This is a genomic window from Lentzea alba, assembly GCF_011067745.1.
Taxonomy (GTDB): Bacteria; Actinomycetota; Actinomycetes; order Mycobacteriales; family Pseudonocardiaceae; genus Lentzea; species Lentzea alba.
This window is the reverse complement of sequence record NZ_JAAMPJ010000015.1, coordinates 321,514-345,151: the sequence shown is the minus strand read 5'-3', so window position 1 is coordinate 345,151 and position 23,638 is coordinate 321,514. Positions and strand designations below refer to the sequence as shown.

The window sequence follows — 23,638 nt, the reverse complement described above, 5'->3', positions numbered from 1 at the left end:
CCTACCACCGTCGCAGGCGCCAGGTTGCTCTCGGCCGGTTGACCCCTATCGAATACGAAGTAATCATGTCCACGCCAGCCAGCCAGGCTGCGTGACTACCACTGTCACCTAACGGTGCAGCAGACCCGATCTGCACCGGAGCGGAATCCGCATACGTCATCGTCAACCCGCTACACGCCTGTGCGTCGTTGTTAGCGACCCGTAAGCGTCGCCCCGGCGCGCCTTCTCTGGCGGCAGAACATGCCCTCACCGAGCTTGCACCAACTCAGGCGGACTCATCACCGACTCAGCCCGGCCAGCTATCAACGTGTCCCGGCTCGCACGGGCCGCGGTCATCTGGTGCATCAACATCCGCTCAGATGATCGGGACGGGTTCTTGGCGGGGCCGTCCCCAGTTCCACAACGAAGTCGCCCTAGTCCACAGCCCATGGATGAGTCGCAAGGGCCCGTCCCGGACAACCACTGCGGGACGGGCCCTATGCACCGGCGGGCCAGGTCGACCTACTCAGGGCGCGGAAGGACTACATGGGTGAATAGTGTGCGACTTCGTCCTCGGACATCGGAGTTGATCAAGCGGATGAGGATTCTTCGATCCTCATCCGCCTTTTCGTTCATGGCGTCAACCGCTGGGCCTGTGGTCCCGCTATCGAGCACACCTCTGGACGCAATGCGGGTTCCACATCATTTCGGCCAGCGTCAGATCGCTATCTGAGCCCGCTAAAGAGCAACTACAAACCAGCCATGGATCAGGTCGAATGCCGACTCCCGAACGGCCGGCTCACTGGGCGCGCATGCACAGGATCCTTCGGCCGCCCCGCCGGAGCTTGAACTGTGGTGATCTGGTAGCTCTAGATCGTGTACGTCTTCGGGGGAACGGTCAGCGGCGCACGTACCGCCATGCAGGAGTCACTCGATGGCTTCATCAACGGTTGTGTCGCGGAGTTCGAGCGGACAAGAGCCGAGGAGCTGCTCGGCGAGCTGACGCGGGCTCGGCTCGGCGACTTGCGCTGCCGCACGGCCGGACTCAAGCCGAAAATCGCGTTCGAGCCCAGTATCGTGTCCGGGCTGACCAGCGGTCGAAAGCGGCGCAACCTCGCGCGGGCTAAGGTTCGTCGCGGAGTGCGTCCTCGATCGTGTCACGGATATCGAAGATCTGTTGCGGCGGTCGAGGACGAACGAGCACGACGGCCTGGATCTACCTGAAACACGGGTCGGATCAGGTTCATTGCACGATGCTCAGCAGGTCCACGAAGAAGGTCTGCAGCATCTCGGATGCGTCTGGCTGCCCCAGCTCGAACCCGCCGAATCGGTAGACCTCGTACCCGCGCAGCCGAAGCTTCCGGTCCTCAGCAACCATCAGCGAGTAGAGCCGCGGTGAGGCGGTGTCGCCCTCGGAGTAGTGCTGCTTGCCGTCGACTTCGATCACTACTCGGCCGCCGTTGGGAAGCAGCAGCAGGAAGTCCATCCGCTCCCTGGCGAGCACGCCGGGCCGGCCACCCCGTTGTTTCCACGTCGAAGGGTCGTAGTGCAGGTAGACCTGCGGCAGAAGTGCCGGTACGTCAGCACCCCGCTCAGACTTATAGAGATCTCGGTAGGTCTGGAACAGGGCGTACTCGACAGGGTTGTCCTTGACCGACGCCGCGAGCCGGTTGTACAGACTCCTCGCGACGTCCTGTTGCGAGGAGTCGCCGAGGCTGTTCGTGGCACGCCACCAGTCACACAGCTGGCCCCAGGTCAATCCCGAGGATCCCAGGGGCCGGTTGTAGAACAGGCAATGCTCGGCGTTTCTGGTGACCTCGATGATGTTGTCGATCGCGTCCCGCAACACGATGTCCGGCTTCGGCCCGGTGGACGCGAAGATCAGGTTGCGGATTTGACCATCCACTGCGCGCAGGCCCTTTCGCCCGCGCTGCTCGTCGTCTAGGTCGTCGAGCCGTTCGAGGATCGGGTTGAACAGCTCGTTCAGGTAGCCGCGCCGAGCTCCCCAACCACCGGAGCCGCTCATCCCCTGAGCGCTCCAGAAGCCATGAAATCCCTTGAAATCCCGGAAAGGCGGGTTGAACGGCACCCCCAGGCGCTTGAGGACCGTCCGCAGCGTCCTCAGAACCGCTGAGATTTCGTCGTCGCTGAGCGTCTGGCTGCCGTCCGTGCCGTACGACTCCAGCTCACCGTGCGCGAGGCGGCCCAAGTCCATCGCCGCGTCGACGTCGCTCGGCTCTGCCTGCGATGCGCCTCGAACAAGTTCCAGCCGACCGATGTGCAGGACGTCCCTGAACCTGTCGGGTGACCACGGATCGCCGTTCAAGGGCCAAGCCGGATCCTCCTCCAACACGACGAACCAACTCGACCTCACAGGCCCAGTTTAGCCCGACCCTGGAACGTGCAGCCCGGAGAAAGAGGTTGACCACATGCGCAGGCGACGCCGCCTAGGCCCATCAAGGCGCATTGCCGCGCATCGCCGCTGTCCATGCAGAAAAGCATTCGCTTCACAAATCGATCTGCCACACCACTTTAAGCAGGTCTGAGAGCCGAGGGTCTCGCTCCACACGAGTTTGTCGGTCATCGAGTCAAGCTTTCGCACAGTGTGTTGCCGCTCGCCTGCCGATTATCAGTGCGAACGCCTCCAGCACCAGGCATACCGCCTCTCTGCCCTCAATGCAGTGGTTTAACCTCACAGTTTAGCGTGTATCCATAAGCGCCAACACACGGCTTTCCCTTACAAACGACCTGATATTGACAGAGGAAGTCCACCCATTTGGAGCAGCGCTCGCCTGATGGCAACAAGCATGTCGGTCTTCCCTGCTGCGCTGGCGCACCACGGAAGCATGCCGAGCCCAGCGCAGGCAGCTCGGCCCTTTGAGAAGCTTGTCATCTTGATCAAGGCGAGCACTGCGCCGTAGCGCACTCAAGCAAGGATGATCAAGCTCGCCCAGCGCTAGGACGAGTCGCTGGCTGTCTCTTGAGCCACCCGCTGGGTCCAGTCTCGTTCTACAGATCCAGCCGTCGGGCCTAACAAACGACGCTGGCGCAGCGATGAATGGGGTATGCGTGTTGAACCTAGTACTGAGATCGGTGCCGCCGGAGTCTCCCAAGCCCTGGGCTCAGCGCAAGTCCCGGTCGTGTACGGGCGCCCAGGATCAACCCTGCACTATCTATCCAGGGCAATCTTGTTAGCAGGCAAGTTCGCCACAGATGTACATTCGCAGCCAATCGGACGCAGCCAAATACCTAACCCAAGCCTATCCAACTTCTCAAAGTTCTGCGACGCGACTCCATACACCAGGATCCGGCCATGACAACCGCATTACTAATAAATTGTCGCAACCACAACCGCGATCACGCGCAACGCATAAGAGAAACCGTGGCAGGACGATACGACTCTAGTGACGGCATATTCGTGGGAGTCCAAGCTGATAAGCAGGAATTTGACGACTACCTCAGGCTAGTCAACGCAGCTCAAGAGGCAAGCGTAGTAGTAGTCATAGTGAGCACAAGAGATCTTTACCTCGAATTCGACGCCCCCAAACCAAATGATCGTGAGCTACCTAAAGACCCCTTGCTGGCAATAGCAGGTTCACGAACATCACCGCCAATTGGCAAACTAATACTCGTTGTCGTCGAGCCAGATGAGTTTGACGCCAGCGAACTTGCAGTAAGATTCGGGTCAAAACTTGATTTGGTCATGAGAAGACCGCTTGCGCGATCGACATATGCGAGTGATCTTGAAGGTATTGCGGATGCCGTGGTGGCAAAGCTGGAAGTAGCAGATTCGTCCTCAGGCAGCGAGCTCTGGTCTGCTCACCACCCAAGCTTGGCTCGGCAGTTCAACGAACACAGCCCAGAGGTACCAGCTAGACCTCAAACAACAGGCCGCGGATTTGGAAGAGATTTTGACTACAGAAAGTGGGCAGCCGGAGGATTCCAGTTCGAGGAGCCTGACCTCAGGGACCGGTCTTCTTCCAAATCCACAGCAAGCCACGATGATTCCAGTTCCTCAAACGAGGAGACTGAGGGAACAGAAGTAAAATGGTCAAACGATTCGGCGACCACTACCGACTATCTGAAGCGCGACGCGCTAGCGCGCGTGCTCGATGCTCGACTCCGTGAAGCGCAGCATCAAGATCCACGCACGTCTCTGCTCGTTCATCTCGACGGAAATTGGGGCTCAGGCAAGAGCACTGTTCTGATGTTGCTCGCCAAACACTTGGAGGCGCCGCCCCCTTTCCTAGTGGTGTGGTTTGACGCCTGGCAACAGTCCCGTGTATCACCACCCTGGTGGGCGCTTCTGACATCCCTGAGGCAGCACGTCCTTGCCGATCGCAACTGGGTCAAGCGGCAATTTTTCCGTGTCCACGAAATGGCGGCCAGGGCGCGCGTATCCGGGGCGCCGTATATCGTAGCCGTTGTCCTTCTGCTAGTACTGACCAGTGGCTTAGGTTACGTAACTTGGTGGCTAGCAGCACGCTTCTCGCCAACAACCGGAGACTTGATAAAGCTGTTCACGCCAGCACTTGCAATGGGGACGTTCCTTTGGGCCAGCACGCGCGTAGCCGCGCGGATTCTGCTGTGGGATTCCTCTCGTGGAGCGCGCCTATTTGAACAGACCGACAACAACCCCATGGCGAGGGTCGCTGTGCATTTCGAGTGGTTGTTGCGGAAGTCTAAGAAGCCTGTGGTCTTCTTCGCCGATGACCTTGACCGCTGCCGGGAAGACTACGTTGTCGAGTTCATGGACTCGGTTCACACGCTCGTACGCGATGCTCCACGGAGCCACCACGGAGCGTTCGCAAAGAGCCATTCTCCCGCCGCCTACTTCGTTGTGGCCGCAGACGGCGCCTGGATCAGGAGGAGCTACGAAAGCGCCTACACAACCTTCGAAGCGCCGATCTCCGCAGCCGGCGGATCACTCGGCCATCTATTCACGGACAAGCTCTTCCAACTTAATGTCCCGATGCCTTCACTCGGAGGCGGTAGCCAGATGGAATACATCGGTAAGCTACTAGGACTCGCAGTCGATAATTCAAATCTACAAGTCGCCGCAGCAAGCTCGGCTATCAATAGCGCAGGCGGAGACGAGACCGCAATCATCCAAACGCTAGCCAGCCTCAATCAGAACGCACGTGAAGCCGTAGCTCCTCAGGCTGCATTGGCACTGACAACTGCCGAAACCCGCAAACACACTGAGCACGCGTTGCGGAAGTTCTCATCCCTCCTACACGGCAATCCCCGAAGCATTAAACTATTTCTTAACACCTACAGCATACTGCGATCTGTGCGCACACTTGAAGGAAACACAGTCTCGCCCAACACCTTGGCTCTTTGGTCGATAATCAGGGTGCGATGGCCGAGCATAGCCAAATTTCTGCAACGATCTCCACAGGCAGTGGAAGGCATCCAAGATGACCTATGGCTCGGCGATCACTTCCCGGAGGAGCTACGCGACTTGGCAAAGAACAAGGAGCTTCGCCAAGTCGTTTCACACCCGGAAGGCGGACCACTCACACCTGCGCTAATTCGGCAGTGTTGTGGCACAACAGAGAATTAGGAAGTCATACCGCCGTACTTCAGCGTTCCTCTGACGAGGTCGCCGTAGGGCGGTTTGGTCCATGCGGCCAGCAGAAGCACGCGCCGCAACACGGAGCCAAGTGTGCTCGAAGACGTGCTCAGACCGAGCAGCCGTCCCGGCGGTGCTTCACTGGCCTACCCGCTCCCGAGACGTGATCTCGAAGGGAGGACACCTGCCGGTCGAGCTGTCCCGTGTCCTGCCGCGCGAATACCCGCAGCTAGCGGCCCTGCAAGCGCAACGCCTGAGGCCGTCCCGCGTAACCACCGCGGGACGGCCTCAGGCGTTGCGGGCCAGGTGTACTTACTCAGGGCCAGGAAGGACTACGCGGGTGAATAGTGTGCGACTTCGTCTCGGACATTCTCTTACCCCACGGGATTCATTAGGATCCCGTGGGGTAATTCATATTTCGGCCGCTTTCGTGGCATCACAACATTCCAACGCGAGCATCGACTGGACTGGGCGACGGGCAGGTTCCACGGTTTTCACAACCTGTGAGGCGGGTCGAAGTTTCACTCGCTGACCGTCGTATTCGATTTGCAGGCGTTGCTCGTAGAGTTGATCAACCGGCCCCGCGAGTACGTCCTCCTCCGCAGGTCCAGCCAGCCGCTCGAGTAGGCCTGGGAGCGCTTCAAGCAGGTGATCTTCACGGATGTAGAAGTTTCGCGGTGCGCCGTCGGGACGTCGCTTGACACTGGTGAAGCCATGCCGACATCGATAGCCCGCTCGCCCATGAACCCAGTGCCCATCCATCCGCCGGCCACACAGCCCACACACCACGAGGCCTGCAAGCAGATAGCGTCGGACCTCGCCGTCCTTGGCCAGCTTCGCCACTCGCATCCCCTGCACCGCAACGAACGTCTCGTCATCGACGAGTGGCTCGTGCGCGATCCGCTCGGACACCTCCCACTCGCTAACCGGGTTGTATCGCAGCGCCCCCGAACCGCGGCCACCGGCACGTCCACCTCTTCCATGGCCGATCGTGCTGCTTCGGTTCCACACCTGTCGGCCGGTATAGCGCGGGTTCTCCAGAATCATCCCCACTGTCCGGACAATCCACCGCTCCCCCGACCTATGCGCATTCCGTTCCCGATCCGCACCCGACGGACACGCCACCCCACGCTCGTTGAGCTCCCGCGCCAACGACGCCACCGCCCGCCCGCGAGCACGCTCGGCGAACATCCATCGCACCCACGGCGCCGTCACCGGATCCGGCGCCAACACCCGCACCCGACGACCCCACCGCCCATGCACAGGATTCGGATGCCGACCACCATCAACAAGCCGGTACCCATACGGCGGACGGCCACCCAGAAACCGACCCTGCAACCGCGTCTGAGACCGCATCGCCGCCAACACCCGCTGCCGCGCCCTCGCCACCTCACGCTGCGCCTGCGCACCCAACAACACCATCAACGCCTCATGCACCGGACTACCCAGTTCCACCGGACCACCCGCCTCCGGCAACCACACCGCAACACCCAGCGCGTTCAGTCCTGATACGACCTCACGGAACTGATCACCGTGGAACGCCCGCTCGTACTCGCCTACGACGACCGCATCGAAGTCACGATCTGGGTCTGCGGCAGCGGCGAGCAACGCCGCAGCTTCCGGACGGTCCAGCCACGGCCAGCGTCGCGACACGCCCACGTCGAAGAACTCCGCGACGACAGGGCCAACGCCGTCGACCAGCTCCTCCGACACCGCGCGCTGCCACGCGCGAGACGTCTGCACATCCTGGAACTCACTCGTCGACATCCGGCCGTAGAACGCAAAACGCAGGCCAGGCTTCTCACGCGGTGCCACTGGACGGCGACGTCCCGTCAACGCGGCAACCAGTTCGGCGTTCGTCAGCGTGGCCACAGTCAGCTCCCTCGGTCAAAACCGAGACCCAGATGCCAATGGCATCGTGACGACGTCCTGTCCACCTCTACCCGAACAGACCAAGCGCGAGTCACGCCAGACATCGGGCCAGCTCCCCATCACGGCAAGCCGACTCAGATGACCTGCCCCACCGGAAGGGTTCCAGTCGTTGTGGCTAACTGGCAGCGGTGATGGTGTCGTGGTCAGAGCGTAGTTCGTACTCGATTGGGGTGAGGTAGCCGAGTGCGGAGTGCCGTCGGCGGCGGTTATGGAAGATCTCGATGTAGTCGAAGATCGCGTTGGCCAGCTCCACGCGGGTCTTCCATCGCTGACGGTTCAGTAGCTCGATCTGCATCGATGACCAGAAGGATTCCATCATCGCGTTGTCGAGGCCGTCGCCCACGCTTCCGAAGGATGGCAGCAGACCGGCTGAGCGGATCTTGTCGCCGAAGACCCAGGAGGTGAACTGGGTTCCGTGATCGGCGTGGACGATGCCGCGGGCTCGGGGCGCCGGTTGCGGATGGCCATGTCGAGTGCGTTGACGACCAGGGTTGAGTCCTGTGTGGAGTCGATCGACCAGCCCACGATCCGACGGCTGAACGCATCCAGCACCGCGGCGCAGTAAAGCCATCCCTCCCTTGTCCTGTGCTGGGTGATGTCGGTGACCCACAGTTCGTTCGGTTTCAGTCGATGGAACTTGCGGTTCACCAGGTCACCGGCGGTGGCGACACCGCGGAGCTGTTTCACTCGTGCCGGCCCGGGAAGTCCGTGGATACCGGCTTGGTTCATCAGTAGCCAGACGGTTCGCTCGCAGACGGTGATGCCCATGCCGAGAGTGAGTTCGGCGTGCACCCGTCGATGACCGTAGGTGCCGCGTGAGGCGACGTGCACCTCCCGGATCACGCCGGTCAGCCAGCGGCGTCGCAGCTCCGTCGGCGTCGTCGGAGTTCGTTTGGCCTTGTAGTAGTTCTGGCGAGCGACCCCGAGGACGCGACAGGAACGGTCGACCGGAATCCCGGCGTCGGTGAGCCTGTCGATCACCGGGTAGAACCTTTTGGGCGGGGACGCTCCTTCCCCAGGAACGTCGCTGCCTGACGCACGATCAACAACTCCGTCTCGAGCTCATGGATCCGCCGTCGAGCGGCGCGCAGCTCGACTGACTCGCTGCTCGGAGTGCCAGGAATCTCACCGCGATCGATCCGGTCCTGCTTGACCCATTTCGACAGCGTCACCGGATGGATACCGAGGTCCACCGCGGTCTGCTTCTGTTCTTTGCCAGCTCGGACCAGCGCGACGGCACGCGCTCGGAACTCGGCGGGGTACGGACGGGGCACAGTGCACAGCCTCTCGAACAGGCCGCCAGTTAGCCACCAACTCTGGAACCCATCCAGTAGGGCAGGTCAAGATGTCACCTAACGGTGCAGCAGACCCCTTTTCGAGCGGCACAGGGATGAACAAGTGAACGGCTGCAGTTCAGGACGTCCCCGACGCGCACCACCACTGCCGCGACCTACTCGCGCAGCGGAAGCGAGGCGGAAGCGAGGCGGACTCCTCAACCCGGAGCGCGGCACGCGCGGATGCACATGACGCGCACCAATCCAGCAAGGAGAGCACAGGTGAAGACCCTGCCCAAGACACAGCCGCCCCGCCGTCGTGCCAGGTCCCTGCTCACGGCGATGGGGGCGATGGCGCTGGTCGCCGCGACGAGCCTGATGGCCGCAGCCCCGGCGCAGGCGTCGGACTGGGGTGGCGATGGTGACAGCGCCACCTGTGACAGTCCCTTCACGGTCGTCAGCACACCGATTTACGGGACCCGCGGGAACCTCATCGGCAAGAAGATCGCCGAACTGCAGATGCGGTGGTCGTGGTCGTGCTACGGCAACTGGTCGCGGGTCGTGCTGGATGGCGGCAACTACCCCGACACGGTGACCGTGGAGCAGCGCGTCGAGTCGGAGGGCAAGAGCGCCGGAGCGCTCGACTGGGTGACCCCCGGCAGCACCGGCGCGACCGCCTGGATCCGGTACGTCCGGCTCGCGAACTCGCAGAGCCCGGCTTGCGTACAGGCGTGGTTGTCCTCGGACTTCGGCACGCCGAACTTCCACACCAACGGCGCACGCGTCTGCGCCTAGCCGCCGGTCACGGGCCCGAGGCCATCACGCACCCCGCGACGATGACCTCGGGCCTGTCCGCTCCTGGTGCTCCACCCAGGTCACACGCTGGGCGAGATGATCGACGCAGCCCCGTCGGCTTGCGACACTGACGTTCCTGATCACCCGCGGTGTTGCAGGAGGTTCTGGGTTGGCCATCGTCCTGCACGGCACCTGGTGGGTCGCCGATCACCGTCCGGAGCAGGACCACCGCTCTCTCGCTGGCACTCTCACCATCGACGAGAACGGCCGGGGTTTTCTCGAGCTGCCACCCACACCACCCCCGCTGCTCGCCGACCAGGTCAACGGCGTGTGGCGGACCACCGCTGCGGGCAACGCGGCACTCGCGGTGCACGGCCAGACCGCACACGGCCTGCGGATCACCCTGCTGCACGCGACGGGCGCGCCGTCGCTACGCGCGGCCGTGGTGATCGTGGGGGCTTGGTTGCACCCTGGGCGTCCTGCGGACCTCGACGCTGACACGCCAGTGCCCCGCGAACGACGCGCGGACCTGGTGCCGGGCGAGGACGTCGCGGCGTTCACCGGCATCGAGGTCGAGCTGCAACACCTCGGTGACTGGTCTGCGGCCAGAACCGTCCGCAGGCACCAGCCCCATGACCTGGACGACGACACACTGCTCGTCGAGCGTCGCCCGTCTCTCGATCACATCGTGACGCTGGACGACGGCGTCACCGTCGCCCTGGTTTCCGACGTGCGCATGAATTCCGAACGCACGTCGGAGCAAAGCACCATCACGATCACCGAGACGATCCGGGCGCGGGTGAGCACGCCCGAACCCGTGTCGCTCAACACCCTGCGCAGGCACGTCCGCTCGCTGCGCCGGTTGGTCGGCCTCGCGGTCAGCCGCGAGGCGGGCGTACTAGCCGCGACCGTGCACCCCGCACCCGACAACGACTCCGGTGGCACTCTGTCCTCTCAGGACGATGAACACCTGCGGACGGTGACCCTGCACGGCGCGTTCCCGCCCGCCGATCGCCACGACACCACACCGTTGGGCCGGGTGCTGTTCACCCTCGACGACGTGCGCCTGGACGTGGTCCTGCCCCGGTGGCAGCGCAACGCCGAGCGACTGGACGGGGTACTGGCCAGCCTGGCCATCGCCAGGGACCGCAACGCGCTGCTGGAGCCCCGGCTGATGGCTGCGGCGACCGCAGCCGAGACCCTGCACCGCGCCCACCACGGAACCCTGTCCGAACCCGCCATGCCCGACGCGGACTACGTACTACTGCGGCAACACATCGTCGCCGGGGTCACCGCCGCCATCGCCGCGCACCCGCACCTGGCCGAGCACGAGAACGCCGTCCTGGGCCGGTTCCACAACCAAGGCCGCACCACCCTGCACACGCGGCTGCTCGGCCTGGCCGACATGCTGGGTCCGCACGCCGCACCACTGCTGACCGGTGACCACCTCAGTCCTTCCCCCGAGCCGCAACCGCCACCCTCCCTGTCGCGCGAGGCGCAGGCGTGGGCACGAGCGACAACACGCGCACGCAACAACATCGCCCATGACGGGCTGGTCGGCGCCATCGGACACACGGCCGCCGTCACCGTCTTGTGGGTCACTACGGCTGTGGTCGAACTGTTGGTCCTGCGCGAACTCGGCATCGACGAACGACATCTGGACGTGCTGGTCCACCACCAGCGCTTCCGCCTGGCCCACACCCTCCGCCGCGACCTGCTGCCGTTGCTCGACGCCGAGAACGCAGCACCGCAACCCGATCCGTCACCACTGATGGCCGCCCTGATCCAGGCCGCGGCCGCGGCCTGGTCGAAAACCGGGTGGGTGGACTGGAAAGCGATCGCCGGCGCAGCCCAGCGCCACGAGGCGCTGCCCACCGGAGCCGCCTATGAGGACGTGGTCAACGCTTTGACCGCCGAGTTGGGCACCCACGCGCCGCCTCCCAAGTCTGGGCCGGGCGGCCGGCTCGGATGGAGCGCGACTGACCTGTTCATCGCGATCAACGACCACCACACCGCCACAGCGCCGTTCCCCGCTGGCTGGTGGCGCCGCCACCGGCACCTCGCACCCGCCTTGCAGGTGCTGCCCACCCTGGCGGGCGTCGAACCCGAGCGGGTACCCGTCCTGCTCGACGAACACCAGCTGACCGCCGTCGACCGAGACCGGCTCACCGAGCTCACGATCCAGGCACCGCACCGGATCAGCGCCTGGTTTCCCGCAGCCCGGCCGGTCTCGGCCTAGACGAGACCCCCGCCCAGGCCTGGCTCGCCCACACTTGCAGCCCTACGGTGCTGACGTGTGGATCTTCGAACAGCCGTGTCCCACCTGCTCCGCAGGACCGGGTGCGCGGTGCGCGACAGAGCAGGACACGCCGCGCCCTCCCCATTTCCGGCGGGTCCGGACCGCCGTCGTCCTGCGCGTGGTCCCGGTCATGACCGGGTGGATCAGCCCCACGCAGTGCGGCGAACTCGTCGACGCGCTGCTGGATCGCGAACTACGACATGTCCCCGACGAGCCACCGACACTCCGGCACGACGGCCCGCCCCAGCCCGCCGACCTCGACGTCGCGACCTGGCGCCTGCTCGCCGCCCAGCACCGCGTCATCCGCGCACGGAAGCTGCTCGACGATCCCCGCATCGGCGTCGACCTGACCGCACTCGTACGAGGCTTCGACGCGCTCGCCGACAAGGCCGAAGACGTGTGGGAAGTCGTGCGCGAGGCCAACAGTGCGGAGATCGCCGTCGACCGCGGCGACACCCCGGAGAAGATCTCCGCGGCCGTCCACCACCACCGGGCAGCGGTTGTCGACGCCGAGCTGCCTCCGCTGTCGTCGCCGGCGCCGGATGCCTCGACGTGGACCGTGCGCTACGACGATCACGGCGGGTTCGTCGCGACCGTGACCTCCGGGCGAGACGCATCCGGACCTTACCGAGGGTGGGGTTACGCGCCGACACCGCAGTCCGCCATCGCCACCATCACCGGGTTCATGGCCCATCGCCCACCCATCGTGGTCCTCGATCCCCCGGCACCGAGCCCGGTCCGGATGGTCGAGCCATCCTCAAGGGCGGACACGTCACTGGAAGGCCAGCGCGTCGCCGACCTGCTGCTGCACCGCGGACCCGCCTACCAGGAGCATCTGGAGGCGTGCAGACGCGCCGCGCACGTACTGCGCGGAGTGGACATCGGCGCCCACCTTGAGGAGCGGGCCCGCCTGCTCAACGACACCACGCCACAACTGGAACACGCGCACATCCTGTGCGAGGCGCCGGAGGCCGCGAACAAGGACCACCGCGGATACTTCGACACCACCCTGTGGGTCCCGACCCGGCTCGTCGTCTCCACCGCGTGCCCGACCTGGGGCGACTTCCAGGGCCACCGCCAGTACATGCTGCGCCAGATCGCCCAAGGCCTCGCCGACGCAGCCGACCTGGACGCGTTCACCACCGAACTGTTCACCGACCAGATCAACCTGACCCACACGCCAGCATGGGCGGGACCGGTGTACCAGGTCTCGGCCAACGGTAACCACCGCGTTCACGTCGCCCGCATGCTCGAATTGCCCTGGCTCGCCACCACGGTCACCTACGAAAAGCCGCCGCCAGCGTGGCAGTCCTGGGCCATCTACGGGGTCGAGTCCGACTGGGCCAGGACCGGCTGGAACGAGAAGTGGGCACAGCGGCGCCACGACCTGATCGAAGGCCTGATCCGGCGCGGCGTCATCGACGGCGAGTTTGACGACACCCCCGAACTGTTCAACCAGACCTTGCACTGCACCAGGCTGCCCGCGCCCTGGCTGATCCGCGCACCCGAACTCGCGACTGCCGCCAACGCCTACTACGAGACGCTGTACCCCGGCGCGCTCGCCATGCTCGGCATCCCGGCCGACGTGGGCACCGACGCCCACGCCTGGACACGATGGCTGACGAGTGCTCGCGGAACGGCTCTGATCTGAGTACCGATCCCGTGGTGCGTTCCGCGCGCAGGAGGCTCGTCGTGTGGTCCTGTCCCGATGGGACGTGAAGACTTGGCTGGGCAGGTAGACAGGGTTATCGCCGCCCGAACACCAGCGCTACGCGTCGTTGAGTTGCGCGCCAAGCCAGGCGCCGACACCGAGCAACACTTCGGCGCCGACGACACCGACGGGTTGTGACCTCCTGGACTGCCACGTTCAGGTCTTCAGCCGATCACGGCGTCACCACTCGAGCACCGCAGGCCGCTGAGTGCATCAAGGTCCTGGTCTCGGCCGCTCGGCTCCCCCGCACTCCCTGATCCCCCGTCTTGTCCCTTGCGAGATTGAGTTCCGATGACACAGATCCACTTCACGATGGTCAACTACGGCCACGGAGGCGCGAACTGCTCTGGCCGCACCGGCCTGCAGACCGAATGGGATCTCGACGGCCTCGTCGAGATCGCCTGAGCCTTTCACCCGATCGGATCTAGCCGAACGGAGTAACTCAGCGTGGGTGCGCCGCGACTTATCCTCCATGACCACCCCGCACCCGGAGGAGATCCGCTTCGCCGTCGTCCTCAACGGCGGGGTCAGCCTCGCCGTGTGGATGGGCGGCGTGGTCCTGGAACTCGACCGCCTCACCCGCGCCATGCCCGACGGCGACCCCGCCTACCGCGCCATGCTCAACCTGGTCGACGGCACCGCCCGCGCCGACGTCATCACGGGCACCTCCGCCGGCGGCATCAACGGCGCTGCCCTCGCTCTGTCGCAGGTCAACAAGAAGGCCGACCTGAGCGCGCTGCGCAACATGTGGGTCGAGCACGGCCGCTTCGACGAGCTACTGCGCCAACCGTTCAAGGGACAGCCGCCGTCGTTGCTGCGCGGCGACGAGTACTTCCTGCCGCGCCTGGAGGAGGCGCTCAGCGGTCTCACGACGGAGTTCGAGCAGGTGCCGTCCGGGAAGGCCCCGATCGACCTGAGGATCACCACCACGTTGCTCAACGGCGTGCCGAAGGTGAGCTACGACGATCTTGGGCAGGAGCTGCCGCAGACGGTGCACCAGGGCGTCTTCTCGTTCCGCCGGGACCCTCCGGACTGCGGGAGCAGCCAGGACGACTTCGTCAACGGGGAGAACCCGAAGCAGCACCTGGTCACGCGCCTCGCGCTGGCGGCCAGGTCAACGGCCTCGTTCCCGTTCGCCTTCGAGCCGTCTCACGTGCCGGTGCCCAGCGACGACGAGTCCGGCATGGGCAAGAACGCGAGCTGGTACAGCGAGAAGGCCGACAGGGCGCGGTTCGCGGTCGACGGCGGTGTGCTGGTGAACACGCCGACGAAGGAAGCTCTGGAAGCGATCGACCGGATGCCAGCGCAGGGACGGGTGCGGCGGATCATGCTGCTGGTCTTCCCACACGCACCCGATCGCGGCGAGGAGCCTGAGCAGGACGAGGCGGACGACTGCCCGACTGCGTTGAAGATTGGCGGAAAACTGCTCGGTGCGCTGTACAGCCAGAGCGGCCGGACCTATGTGGACAGAGTCGAGGAACACAACCGCGCGGCCGCGTCCCGGCGCACTGGGCGCAACGCGTTGCTCAACCAGTTGTACGACCAGGACGCCAAGCACCTGGTGCCGCAGCTCTACCGGATGGCACGAGTGTTGTTCGGTCAGTACCGCGAGGTTCGGATCCGGTACGCCGCCAAGCAGCTGGCGGGCCGGTTGTTCGACGATCCCAATGCCGACACCCACCGCTGGTCTTTTGAACGGGTGCGGGCCGCAGCCGAGGCCGGCCAACGCGCGTGGCCGCAGAAGACGCTCCCCTACGTCCCCGACAATCCGGCTCCCCACACCGTTCTCGGTGAGGAGAACTGCTGGCCGTGGGGCTTCACGATGGCCGACCGGCTGGCCTCGGCCACGCTGGATCTGCTCAAGCGCCTGGTGTGGGTGGTGCCCCGCGGCAGCGAGGACGCTGACAAGCTGGCAACGCTGCGGCAGACGCTGCACAAGTGCCGAGCAGCCATTCGCAACGAGCGCGCGTTCCTCGACGAAGGCACCTCCCCCTGTGAGCCGGACAAGACGTACTGGCTGGGGCGCCTGAAGAACTACAACGACAGGCTCTGCAAGCCTGATCCACGAGGCACCGGGGCGAGGGTGCGCAGCGAGGCCGGGAAGATCGGCGACATCCTGCTGGGCGCCAAGGACGTGCTGGAACGCGTCCCGGAGACGCTCGATGACATGGGCGGACTGAAGGCGTGGCGCGAGCTGCTCAACGCGGATCAGACCTTCACCGAGTGCAGAAAACGGTTGGCCGGCGCCGAACTTCTGCTGTCCCGGTTGCTGGCGTTAGAGATCTCGGCGACGTGCGTCGGCGACGTCGCGCCGACCGGTCTCGACCAGCCGGTGGAACTCATGCAGGTGAGTCTGCGGGCCGAGAACCCGTTCGCCGAACAGACCCGTACACCGGACGACAAGGCGGCAGGCGCGTCACTCGGCCGATTTTCGGGATTCCTCAAGCGGTCCTGGCGGGTCAACGACTGGATCTGGGGCAGGCTCGATGCGGCGACCATGCTGTGTCGGGTGGTTCTCTCGCAGGAGCGGCTTCATCGCCAGTACACGATCGAGGAGAAGCGCGGGGACACAGAGGAAGCACGCACGGACGCCGCCGCCCGCGCGATCCGCGAACTCGTGACGGCACTGTTCGGCTCTCATCCTGTGCAGCTCAAGGAGGAAAAGCGTCAGAAAAAGATCGACGCGCTGGTCGCAGATGCGATCAAGGAACTCACGGAGATCTACGGGAAGCCGGTCGAGGAACTGGAGCCGACCGCACCCAAGATCGCCGAACTCGTCGCTTGGGGCCTGCACATGCGGATCGTCTCCGAAGACCTCGGCGCGTTGAAGGACGCGATCTTGGCCGACGCCAACGATGGTGCGAACGTTAGGTCCTCAGGAGCGTTGTTCGTCGCACAGCACGCAAAACTGCTCGACGAGCTTGAGGTGCAGGGCCGGTTCGACCCGGCCAAGGAGGGCATGGTCGACCGCGCTATGAAGGCGCTCACCGCGTTCGACCAGGCGAAGATCGGCAGGGAGCCGCTGGGCGAGGAGTTCACCGGCGACCAGATGATCCGCACCGCCGCGACCGCCGCGGCGGTCGCCGTGAGCGTGCTGGACAGCGACCAGTCAGGGCTCGGGGTCGCCAAACCCGTGACCAGGACGCTCAGAGGCGCCACTCTTCTGCCGTACTGGGCGATCATCGGCCTTACCAAGGGCAGTCGCATCGCTCAGGCCGGCGGACTGCTCGCGATCACGCTCGGCGCCGCGATGCTGATGCTGGCGATGTTCAGCTTGTTGCCGGAGGGTCTCACCGCTCCTGCGGCCGCACTAGGCGCCGGCATGCTGCTCACCGCGTTCGGCTACGCGGCACTGCGATCGCGCACGATGCTGCACGGCCTGGTTTTGCTGTCTCCGGTGATCCCACTGGCGGTACACGCGATCGTCAACACCAACGATCCGAAGTCGACAGTCGGCGTCGTCTCGCTCGGCGGCGTCGCCGCAGTGGTCGTCGCCATGATGATCCTGGGCAGCGTCCCGGTGGTGCGGCGCACCCCGTTCGCGCTGATCTCAGACGTGTGGGTCAACGTGGTCGCCAAGCTCATGTACGGGTTGGCCATCGCGCTGGGCGCGGTCATCGTCGCAGCACCGCTCATCGCTCCGGTGAGGAGCGTCGTCGATTTCGCGCACGACAATCGTGTCCTGTCAGCGTTTGTCCTCGATTCCGTTCTGATCGTCGCCGCCGTGATGACAGCGTGGTGGCAAGGCCAGGCGCTGAAGCGGTGGCAGGTGAGGAAGAACGACAGTTCTGCGAAGAATGACAGGATCGCCACATCCGCCCGGATCGGACAGGCCCGATCGACGATCCCGGCCAGGTCAAGCCGGTGGCAGTACTCCGCCACCACCGGCAACGCGCCCAGCATCTTCTCCACACTCGGCCCCGCCATAGGCCATCGGCTGCCGGGGCCGTCGTTCCCGCATCCCGCCACGATAAGATGATCAAGACGAATCGCTGTTCCGGCCCCACTCATCGCCATGTGCGAAAGACGGGACTAGCCGCCGTTCAGCGCCGTTGAGTGCCCGTTCGATGACGTTCCATCGCCGACACTGCTCCAGATCCGCTCCAGCACGATCAGTGTGAACGGACTTTGCCACACGATGAACAGCAGGGAGATCCTCGCCTGTCATGCGCATGAGCGGGCTCGCTCATGCACGCGACCTGCCGTGCACTGAAGACCAGCACGGATGGCATCCTCCGCGGTGGCTTCTCCCTCGACCCGCGCCGGGGCGGCTTCTCCGCTTCGACTGCCCGACACCAACTTGACACCGCGATCGACTGGGGCCGCTACGCCCTGCCGCACTATAGAGATGGTGCTGACCTACGTCCTACGCCGCGACGTGATCGTTCTGACTGACCATGCAGTAATGCCTGCAAATCTCCGTGAGTGGACGTCGGCGGCGCCTGCTATGCCTAACCCTGGATTCGTCTTTACCGCACGAGATTGATGTTTTCGCCTATCGGGTCGAAAATTGTCGGTCATAGGTACATGATCGACACGGAAGCCCCACCAGGCACGCTGCGCAAATGTCCAGTGTATGGACAATCGACCTTGCAGACGTCGATCAGCGCTGGAGCGATAACGGACGACCCTGCACGGTCTGCCCACAGTCGTGAACACGGGTGGTTCCCGGCACTTCCCAGTGCGCCGGGGACCACCTCAACGTGGGTCCTCAGCACTTGCCGACCGAGGTTTGCCCTTCGACGAGCGACGAGTGCGTGTAGCCGACACCCCACGGGGTCGACAGCCGGAACCATCGGGGCGAGCTGTAGTCCGAGGCGGGCGGGTGCACCCACTGGCTATCGGTCCAGCACTGCATGGTGACGCCGGTACCGTTGCCCATGTACGCGATGACCCCGCACGCGGTGGTGCCACAGGTGCGCAGGTTCGCGCCACCGGAGTTGGAGTCGATGTAGCTGGCGAGCACGCCCGGCCCCGACGCCGACGCCGGAGCGGCACCGGCCACCAACGCTCCGCCGAACGCCGCGGTCAACAGCACCAGGACCGCTGATCGAACACTCGTCCGCTTCCGCTTCCCGTCCACGATCTCCCACCTCTTTCGATTGTCGGGAAAGAACTCAAAGTTGAACCTCCTCGATCGTGGAGCAGCGCCGGTACACCACGCGCCGGCCAATCGACGGCCACAATTTGACCGGTGCGCCACTCACACCGGCACCGCTGCGGCGACGCTTCGAGGACCACCGCGGCACGCGAGAGGCTGACGAGTTCGTCACCCCCCGACCTGGACGCCGAGCACCACACCCACCACAAAACCGAGCATCAACATCCAGATGCCCAGGCTGAACAGACGGCTTATAGGGCAGAAGATTTCCATGACCTCTCCAGAGGGTTCGCTTCGATCAAATCCGATGAATCCATGATGGAGTCGCCGCAGAACCACAGGAAGGTTTTCCGGTCGTGCATCAGTGCCGGTACCAAGACACCCGATGGGATGACAGCGACCGGACAGCTTTCCGTCAACACCGGCCACGGCGCCCTGCAGACGCGTTGGCGCGGTTGAATCGAGTGCCGCATGAGGGAGGACGGTCATGCCCACTTCGTGTCACGAGACCGATGCTCTGGTCACCGAACTCTAGGAACTCCGCCGCGGACGCGGGGTGCTCCGGCCAGAGGTGAAGAGCAGCCTCGGCCATGTCGTCGGCGCATTGTGCGGGATAAGCGCCGAAGACGACGAGGTCAAAGCGCGTGCGAAGCTGTTGTCAACCCTGTCGGAGCTGGCCGCCAAATTGCCGGATGACCTCCGCATCTGCTTCACGGCCGCTTTCGCCCTCGCCGAGGACGCTCGATTGCCGTTCTACCTCGAACGGCTGGAATGGGCGGGCACCCGACTCGGCCGCGAGGTCCGGACCGTGCGCAGGCGGGTCGACGAAAGCCTGTTGATCGTGGCGCAGATGGTCCTCGCGCAGCGTGCGAGGAGACCGACCCCGCCCTGGCACACCAGCGAGCTGAAGACCACGGTGTCATTGACGGGCGGCGAGGTGTTCGAGACGCGCAGGGTCGTCGCGGACCGCGCCGGAGTGACCGAGTTGGACCTCGGGTGGTCGTTGACCTCACCGGACGATGGCGGGGGCGATGTTGACGGCGTTCGGGTGCAGGTCATCCACGGCGGGTCGCTGGTACCCCGTTCGCGCAAGGCATCGGCCCGGATCGCCATGACCGTGCGGCTGGCGGAGCCGCTGGAGGTCGGGCAGGAGACCGAGATCTCTTTGCGGATCATCCCCGGCATCGGCTCGCCGCCGGCGTACTACGTCTGCACCCCGCACGGCCGATGCGACCGGTTCACCCTGCGGGTGGTGTTCCCCGTGCCACCGCGCCGCGTCTTGGTGCTGGACGGTGTGCCGGCCGTCGAGGTGCAGGATGACCTGGCGCCGCGCCGGGCACTGCCGGTCGGCCGGGCGCACGAGCACTCCGCGTCCTTCACAGACTTGGCTGCCCACCTGTCCTACGGGTTGCGCTGGTGCTGAAATCCGCAGGGACCCGGTCAGCGCCGTGTCCGGCCCTCCAGGTCGGCGCGGACGCGTGCCTCGCCCAGTACCGCCAGGTTGAGCGCCGAACTCAGAGTGTCCGCGGCGGACCAGAGGGCGAGGGCGGTGGTGAACTCACCGCGGGACGCGGCGACGTTGCCGCGTCCCGTGATCGCCCGTGCGTGTTCGTCCGCGTGACCTGCCAGGTCGGCGACATCGGCGGCCTCGGCATAGCGGCTGTCCGCCGCGTCGTGCCGATCGGCGCGGAAGTCGATCCAGGCCAGACAGTTGAGCGCCATGATGACGCCCTCGTCATCGGGACCGCTGTCGTCCGCGCCGTCCTGGGCGGCGATTTCCCACGACTCCTGGGCGTGGGAGATGGCCTCGTCGAAACGGCCCAGGTCGGTCAACGCGAGCGCGATGCCGCGCAGGGCGATCATCGTGTTGCGGCGGCGGCCGGTTCGCCGGTAAACGCCCAGCACAGAGGTCAACTCCTTGAGAGCGATGTCCTGCTCGCCCCGGTAGATGCGCGTCCACGCCGCGCTGGACGACGCGTCCACGACCCCGTGTTCGTCACCGGCGGCGGTGAAGGCGTCGAACGCACGTTGGTGGCATTCCAGCGCCGCGTCGACCGCACCTGCCTTGATGTGAGCCATGCCCATGCCGTTGAACATCATGCCGACGGCCGAAAGGTCGTTGTCCTCACGTGCCGCCTCGAGTCCGCGCTCGTGGACGGCGAGCCACGGGTCGATCAGCCGGTCGTGGAAGAAGTAACCGCGCAGCAGGTGGGCCAGCTGCCAGCAGTCGCGGTGCAAACCGTGGTCGCCGGCCAGGTCAACCAGCCGGACGAGCGTCGGCCACTGCGCTCGCAGCCAGTCCAGGGCGGTCCGACGATCGGCCAGAGGATGCGGGCGGGTCGACACGACCGGACGGTGGCGCCTCGGGTTCAGCAGCTCGTCAGCGGCGGCCACCCGGTCGACCGTGTGTGCCACGACCCTGGTCACGGCCGCGGCCCTGGTGGTGGCGTCGACCTCGGGTAACGCGTGGCTGACGGCGAACAGGCGCACCAGGTCGTGCAGGCCGTAACCGTGCTCGCCCAGTGCCACCAGGTTCGCTTCGTTGAGCCGGTCGAGCAGCAGGTCGGACTCGCCCTCGGGCAACCCGGCCATGGCGTCCGCGGCGTCCGCCTCGATGACGGTGCCTGGATGGCAGGCCAGCAGCCCGAACATCCAGCGCTGATCCGGTGGCAGCTCGGAGTAGGACACCGCGAACGCCGTCGCCACACCGCGCTCGCCGTCGTTCAGAGACGCCAGGCGCGTGCCCTCGTCGACCAGCCGGGCGCGGAACCTGGCCGCGCTCCAGCCCCCGACGGCGTACCGCACGGCGGCGATCCGCACGGCCAGCGGCAGCCGGTCGCACAACGCGACGATGCGCGCGGCTTCGGCCGGGTCCGGCGTCTCATCTCCCGCCAGCGCCCGGAAGAGGCCAACGGCATCACCAGTGTCCAGGGCCTCGACCCTCACGTGCCAGGCGTCGTCGAGAGCCGAGAGCTTGCGGCGGCTCGTGACGAGCACGCGGCACGCTTCCTCCGCGGGTAGCAGCGGTCGTACCTGAGCGGTGTCGGCGACGTTGTCGAACACCAGCAAGACCCTTCGCCCATGCAAGCGGTCGCGCAGCACGTTCGCGCGGCCGTCCACGTCAGCCGGAATGCGATCCGCCGCGACGCCCAGCATCGTGAGCATCGTGTGGAGAACCTGCGCTGGCGGGAGTGGTGTGACGCCGGGGGTGTGACCGCCCAGGTCGAAGAACAGCACACCGTCCGGGAAATCCTGTTCCGCCTGCCGAGCCGCGGTCAGCGCGATGGCGGTCTTGCCGACCCCCGCGGTCCCGTGCAGCACGCACATCCGCATGGGGCCTTCGCCAAGCAACACCGAGGCCAACGTCGCCAACTCGCGATCACGGCCCACGAAGTGCAGCGGTGGACTGGGCAGGCCGCGCAGACGGACTTCGCCCGGTTCCGCCGACCCACTACTGGCGGCGGGTAGCAGCGCAAGCAGCTCGCCACCGGCCTCAAGCACATCGTCGAATTTCGTCGCCAGGTCGCGCTGGATGGTCACTCTGCCGTTCTCTATGCGGCTGACATATCCCTTGCTGACATAGACCCTCGCGCCCAGCGAGTGCTGGGACAGGTTGGCCTTCAACCTGCGCCGGCGCAGTTCGGCCCCGAATTCGATCATGACTCCCGGTTCTTCGATGGACGGCAGCAAAACGCCCGCCGGTGCCCACCGCGGACAGGTGGGCACCGGCGGGCGGAACGTTCAGACCAGCTGTCCGGTGGGTAGGAGCACGATGGTTGTGTAGTGGGTGTGCACCGCTCTTTCCTTTCCGTTGGAGGCCCGGTGGGGATGAGCTCATCGTGCTCGGCAATTCCGGCAACGACAGCATTATGGGGTTTCGCACTGTTTCCGACGTCAGGAAACCTTCGGACACACCGTTTCCCGCACGTCACGGGGTGGTCATGGGAGGGTGGCCGGTCCGCCGACATCGGTGGCGTCCGGAACAGAGACGAGGTGGCGTGGTGCACCACGACGGCCGGCTCGACGAGCTGATCGCTGACCTGAAGGCCCTGCGCAAGGGCCTCGGCGTCCAGGAGACGTCCGTGCCCAGGTCTATCGGAACGGCCCTGCGGCAGGCTTGTGGTGTACCGGACGGCGCCCCGCCCGGCGCCGTGCGGCACCTGGTCGTCACCGCCCTGGGCGAGCTGATCGGCATGCTTCCCGAGGGGAAGCAGCTGACCGCACGGACCGTGTTCGGGTTCGACAACCCCGACAACCTCTCCTACACCGCACGGCTTTCGTGGCTGGGCAAGGTGGTCGACCGGGACACCCGGACCATGCAGCGCCGTGCCGACGAGGCCATCTACCTCGTCGCCGAGCTCGCCCACGCGCGGGACGCGCCCGCGGCGGCCGTCTCCGCACACGATTCCCCCTGGCACACCAAGGAACTCAAAGTCCGGATGCTGCTCCGCGGTCCGCAGGTGGAGGTGTTCGAGACCCGCCGGGTGGTGAGCCACGTACCGGGCTTGGCCGGAATCGAGCATGCCGTCTCAGTGATCTCCACCGCACCGACGAGCGGCCCGGTGGATCTGCACACCTTGGGCATCGACGAGATCGAGGGTGGTGAGGTGCTCGACCCGAGAGCGGTGTCCTCGCGCCGGGTCGCGTTCACCCTGCGCCCACCGGTCCCTCTCGACCCCGGCGACGAGCACTCCTTCTTCTTCCGCGTACGGGTACCGACCATCGCGCCGCTCTATTGCTGTACACCGGAGTTCGCCTGCGAGCGTTTCGTGCTCAGCGTGGGGTTCCTCCACGAGAACCTCCCGGCGCGGATCTGGCGGATCGACGGGGAGCTGTCGATGCAGGCGGGCGACCCCGCTCCGGCACGGGAGGCACTGTTCGCGGACGGAACGGGTCAGGTCCGTGTGGTGTTCGAGAACCTCCAGCCCGCGCGGTCCTACGGCATCGGCTGGGATCCTGTCCTGTGATGCCT

12 protein-coding genes and 1 pseudogene are annotated in these 23,638 nt (G+C 65.4%); 7 read left to right on the top strand and 6 right to left on the bottom strand.

Going from position 1 to position 23,638, the window contains the following annotated elements:
• Positions 1-1,222 precede the first annotated feature (1,222 nt).
• A complete protein-coding gene (locus tag G7043_RS41350; RefSeq protein WP_166054151.1) occupies positions 1,223-2,068 on the bottom strand; it encodes a hypothetical protein in 846 nt (281 codons plus the stop codon).
• A 1,293-nt stretch (positions 2,069-3,361) separates the two neighbouring features.
• Between G7043_RS41350 and G7043_RS41345 the strand changes: the two genes are divergently transcribed.
• Complete coding sequence (locus G7043_RS41345; protein WP_166054150.1) at positions 3,362-5,545, top strand: P-loop NTPase fold protein; 2,184 nt, start codon at positions 3,362-3,364, stop codon at positions 5,543-5,545.
• A 420-nt stretch (positions 5,546-5,965) separates the two neighbouring features.
• Here the strand turns inward: G7043_RS41345 and G7043_RS41340 are convergent, their stop codons facing one another.
• Positions 5,966-7,426, bottom strand: coding sequence for a recombinase family protein (locus G7043_RS41340; RefSeq protein WP_313888338.1), 1,461 nt, complete (start codon positions 7,424-7,426; stop codon positions 5,966-5,968).
• Positions 7,427-7,601: 175 nt separating this feature from the next.
• Positions 7,602-8,760, bottom strand: a pseudogene (locus tag G7043_RS41335) (IS3 family transposase).
• Positions 8,761-9,042: 282 nt separating this feature from the next.
• On the opposite strand from G7043_RS41335, the gene G7043_RS41330 reads away from it, so the two are divergent.
• The 4 genes from G7043_RS41330 to G7043_RS41315 all read left to right on the top strand — a co-directional run bounded on the left by G7043_RS41330 (position 9,043) and on the right by G7043_RS41315 (position 17,544).
• Positions 9,043-9,555: a hypothetical protein gene (locus G7043_RS41330; protein ID WP_166054149.1), complete on the top strand. Its 513-nt coding sequence runs from the start codon at positions 9,043-9,045 to the stop codon at positions 9,553-9,555.
• A 169-nt stretch (positions 9,556-9,724) separates the two neighbouring features.
• Entirely contained in the window at positions 9,725-11,794 is a 2,070-nt protein-coding gene (locus G7043_RS41325) for an ApeA N-terminal domain 1-containing protein (protein WP_166054148.1), read from the top strand.
• 190 nt (positions 11,795-11,984) lie between these two features.
• Positions 11,985-13,505, top strand: a complete 1,521-nt coding sequence (locus tag G7043_RS41320) for a hypothetical protein (protein WP_166054147.1) — start codon at positions 11,985-11,987, stop codon at positions 13,503-13,505.
• A gap of 532 nt (positions 13,506-14,037) precedes the next feature.
• Positions 14,038-17,544, top strand: a complete 3,507-nt coding sequence (locus tag G7043_RS41315; protein WP_166054146.1) for a patatin-like protein — start codon at positions 14,038-14,040, stop codon at positions 17,542-17,544.
• Positions 17,545-18,276: 732 nt separating this feature from the next.
• Here G7043_RS41315 and G7043_RS41310 read toward each other — a convergent pair.
• Entirely contained in the window at positions 18,277-18,648 is a 372-nt protein-coding gene (locus G7043_RS41310) for a hypothetical protein (protein ID WP_166054144.1), read from the bottom strand.
• A 186-nt stretch (positions 18,649-18,834) separates the two neighbouring features.
• On the bottom strand, positions 18,835-19,155 hold the full coding sequence (locus tag G7043_RS41305) for a hypothetical protein (RefSeq protein ID WP_166054143.1): 321 nt from the start codon (positions 19,153-19,155) through the stop codon (positions 18,835-18,837).
• An 82-nt stretch (positions 19,156-19,237) separates the two neighbouring features.
• On the opposite strand from G7043_RS41305, the gene G7043_RS41300 reads away from it, so the two are divergent.
• A complete protein-coding gene (locus tag G7043_RS41300) occupies positions 19,238-20,089 on the top strand; it encodes a hypothetical protein (RefSeq protein ID WP_166054142.1) in 852 nt (283 codons plus the stop codon).
• 17 nt (positions 20,090-20,106) lie between these two features.
• Here the strand turns inward: G7043_RS41300 and G7043_RS41295 are convergent, their stop codons facing one another.
• Positions 20,107-22,326, bottom strand: coding sequence for an ATP-binding protein (locus G7043_RS41295; protein ID WP_166054141.1), 2,220 nt, complete (start codon positions 22,324-22,326; stop codon positions 20,107-20,109).
• 341 nt (positions 22,327-22,667) lie between these two features.
• Here G7043_RS41295 and G7043_RS41290 point away from each other — a divergent pair, with 341 nt between their 5' ends.
• The gene (locus G7043_RS41290; protein WP_166054140.1) at positions 22,668-23,633 is read left to right on the top strand and encodes a hypothetical protein; all 966 of its coding nucleotides are present in this window, start codon (positions 22,668-22,670) and stop codon (positions 23,631-23,633) included.
• Positions 23,634-23,638: the final 5 nt, after the last annotated feature.

Bases quoted from the DNA above. Each gene is read 5' to 3' on its own strand.
- G7043_RS41305 (WP_166054143.1), bottom strand. From the start codon at position 19,155: ATGACCGTCCTCCCTCATGCGGCACTCGATTCAACCGCGCCAACGCGT.
- G7043_RS41315 (WP_166054146.1), top strand. From the start codon at position 14,038: ATGACCACCCCGCACCCGGAGGAGATCCGCTTCGCCGTCGTCCTCAAC.
- G7043_RS41320 (WP_166054147.1), top strand. From the start codon at position 11,985: ATGACCGGGTGGATCAGCCCCACGCAGTGCGGCGAACTCGTCGACGCG.
- G7043_RS41295 (WP_166054141.1), bottom strand. From the start codon at position 22,326: ATGATCGAATTCGGGGCCGAACTGCGCCGGCGCAGGTTGAAGGCCAAC.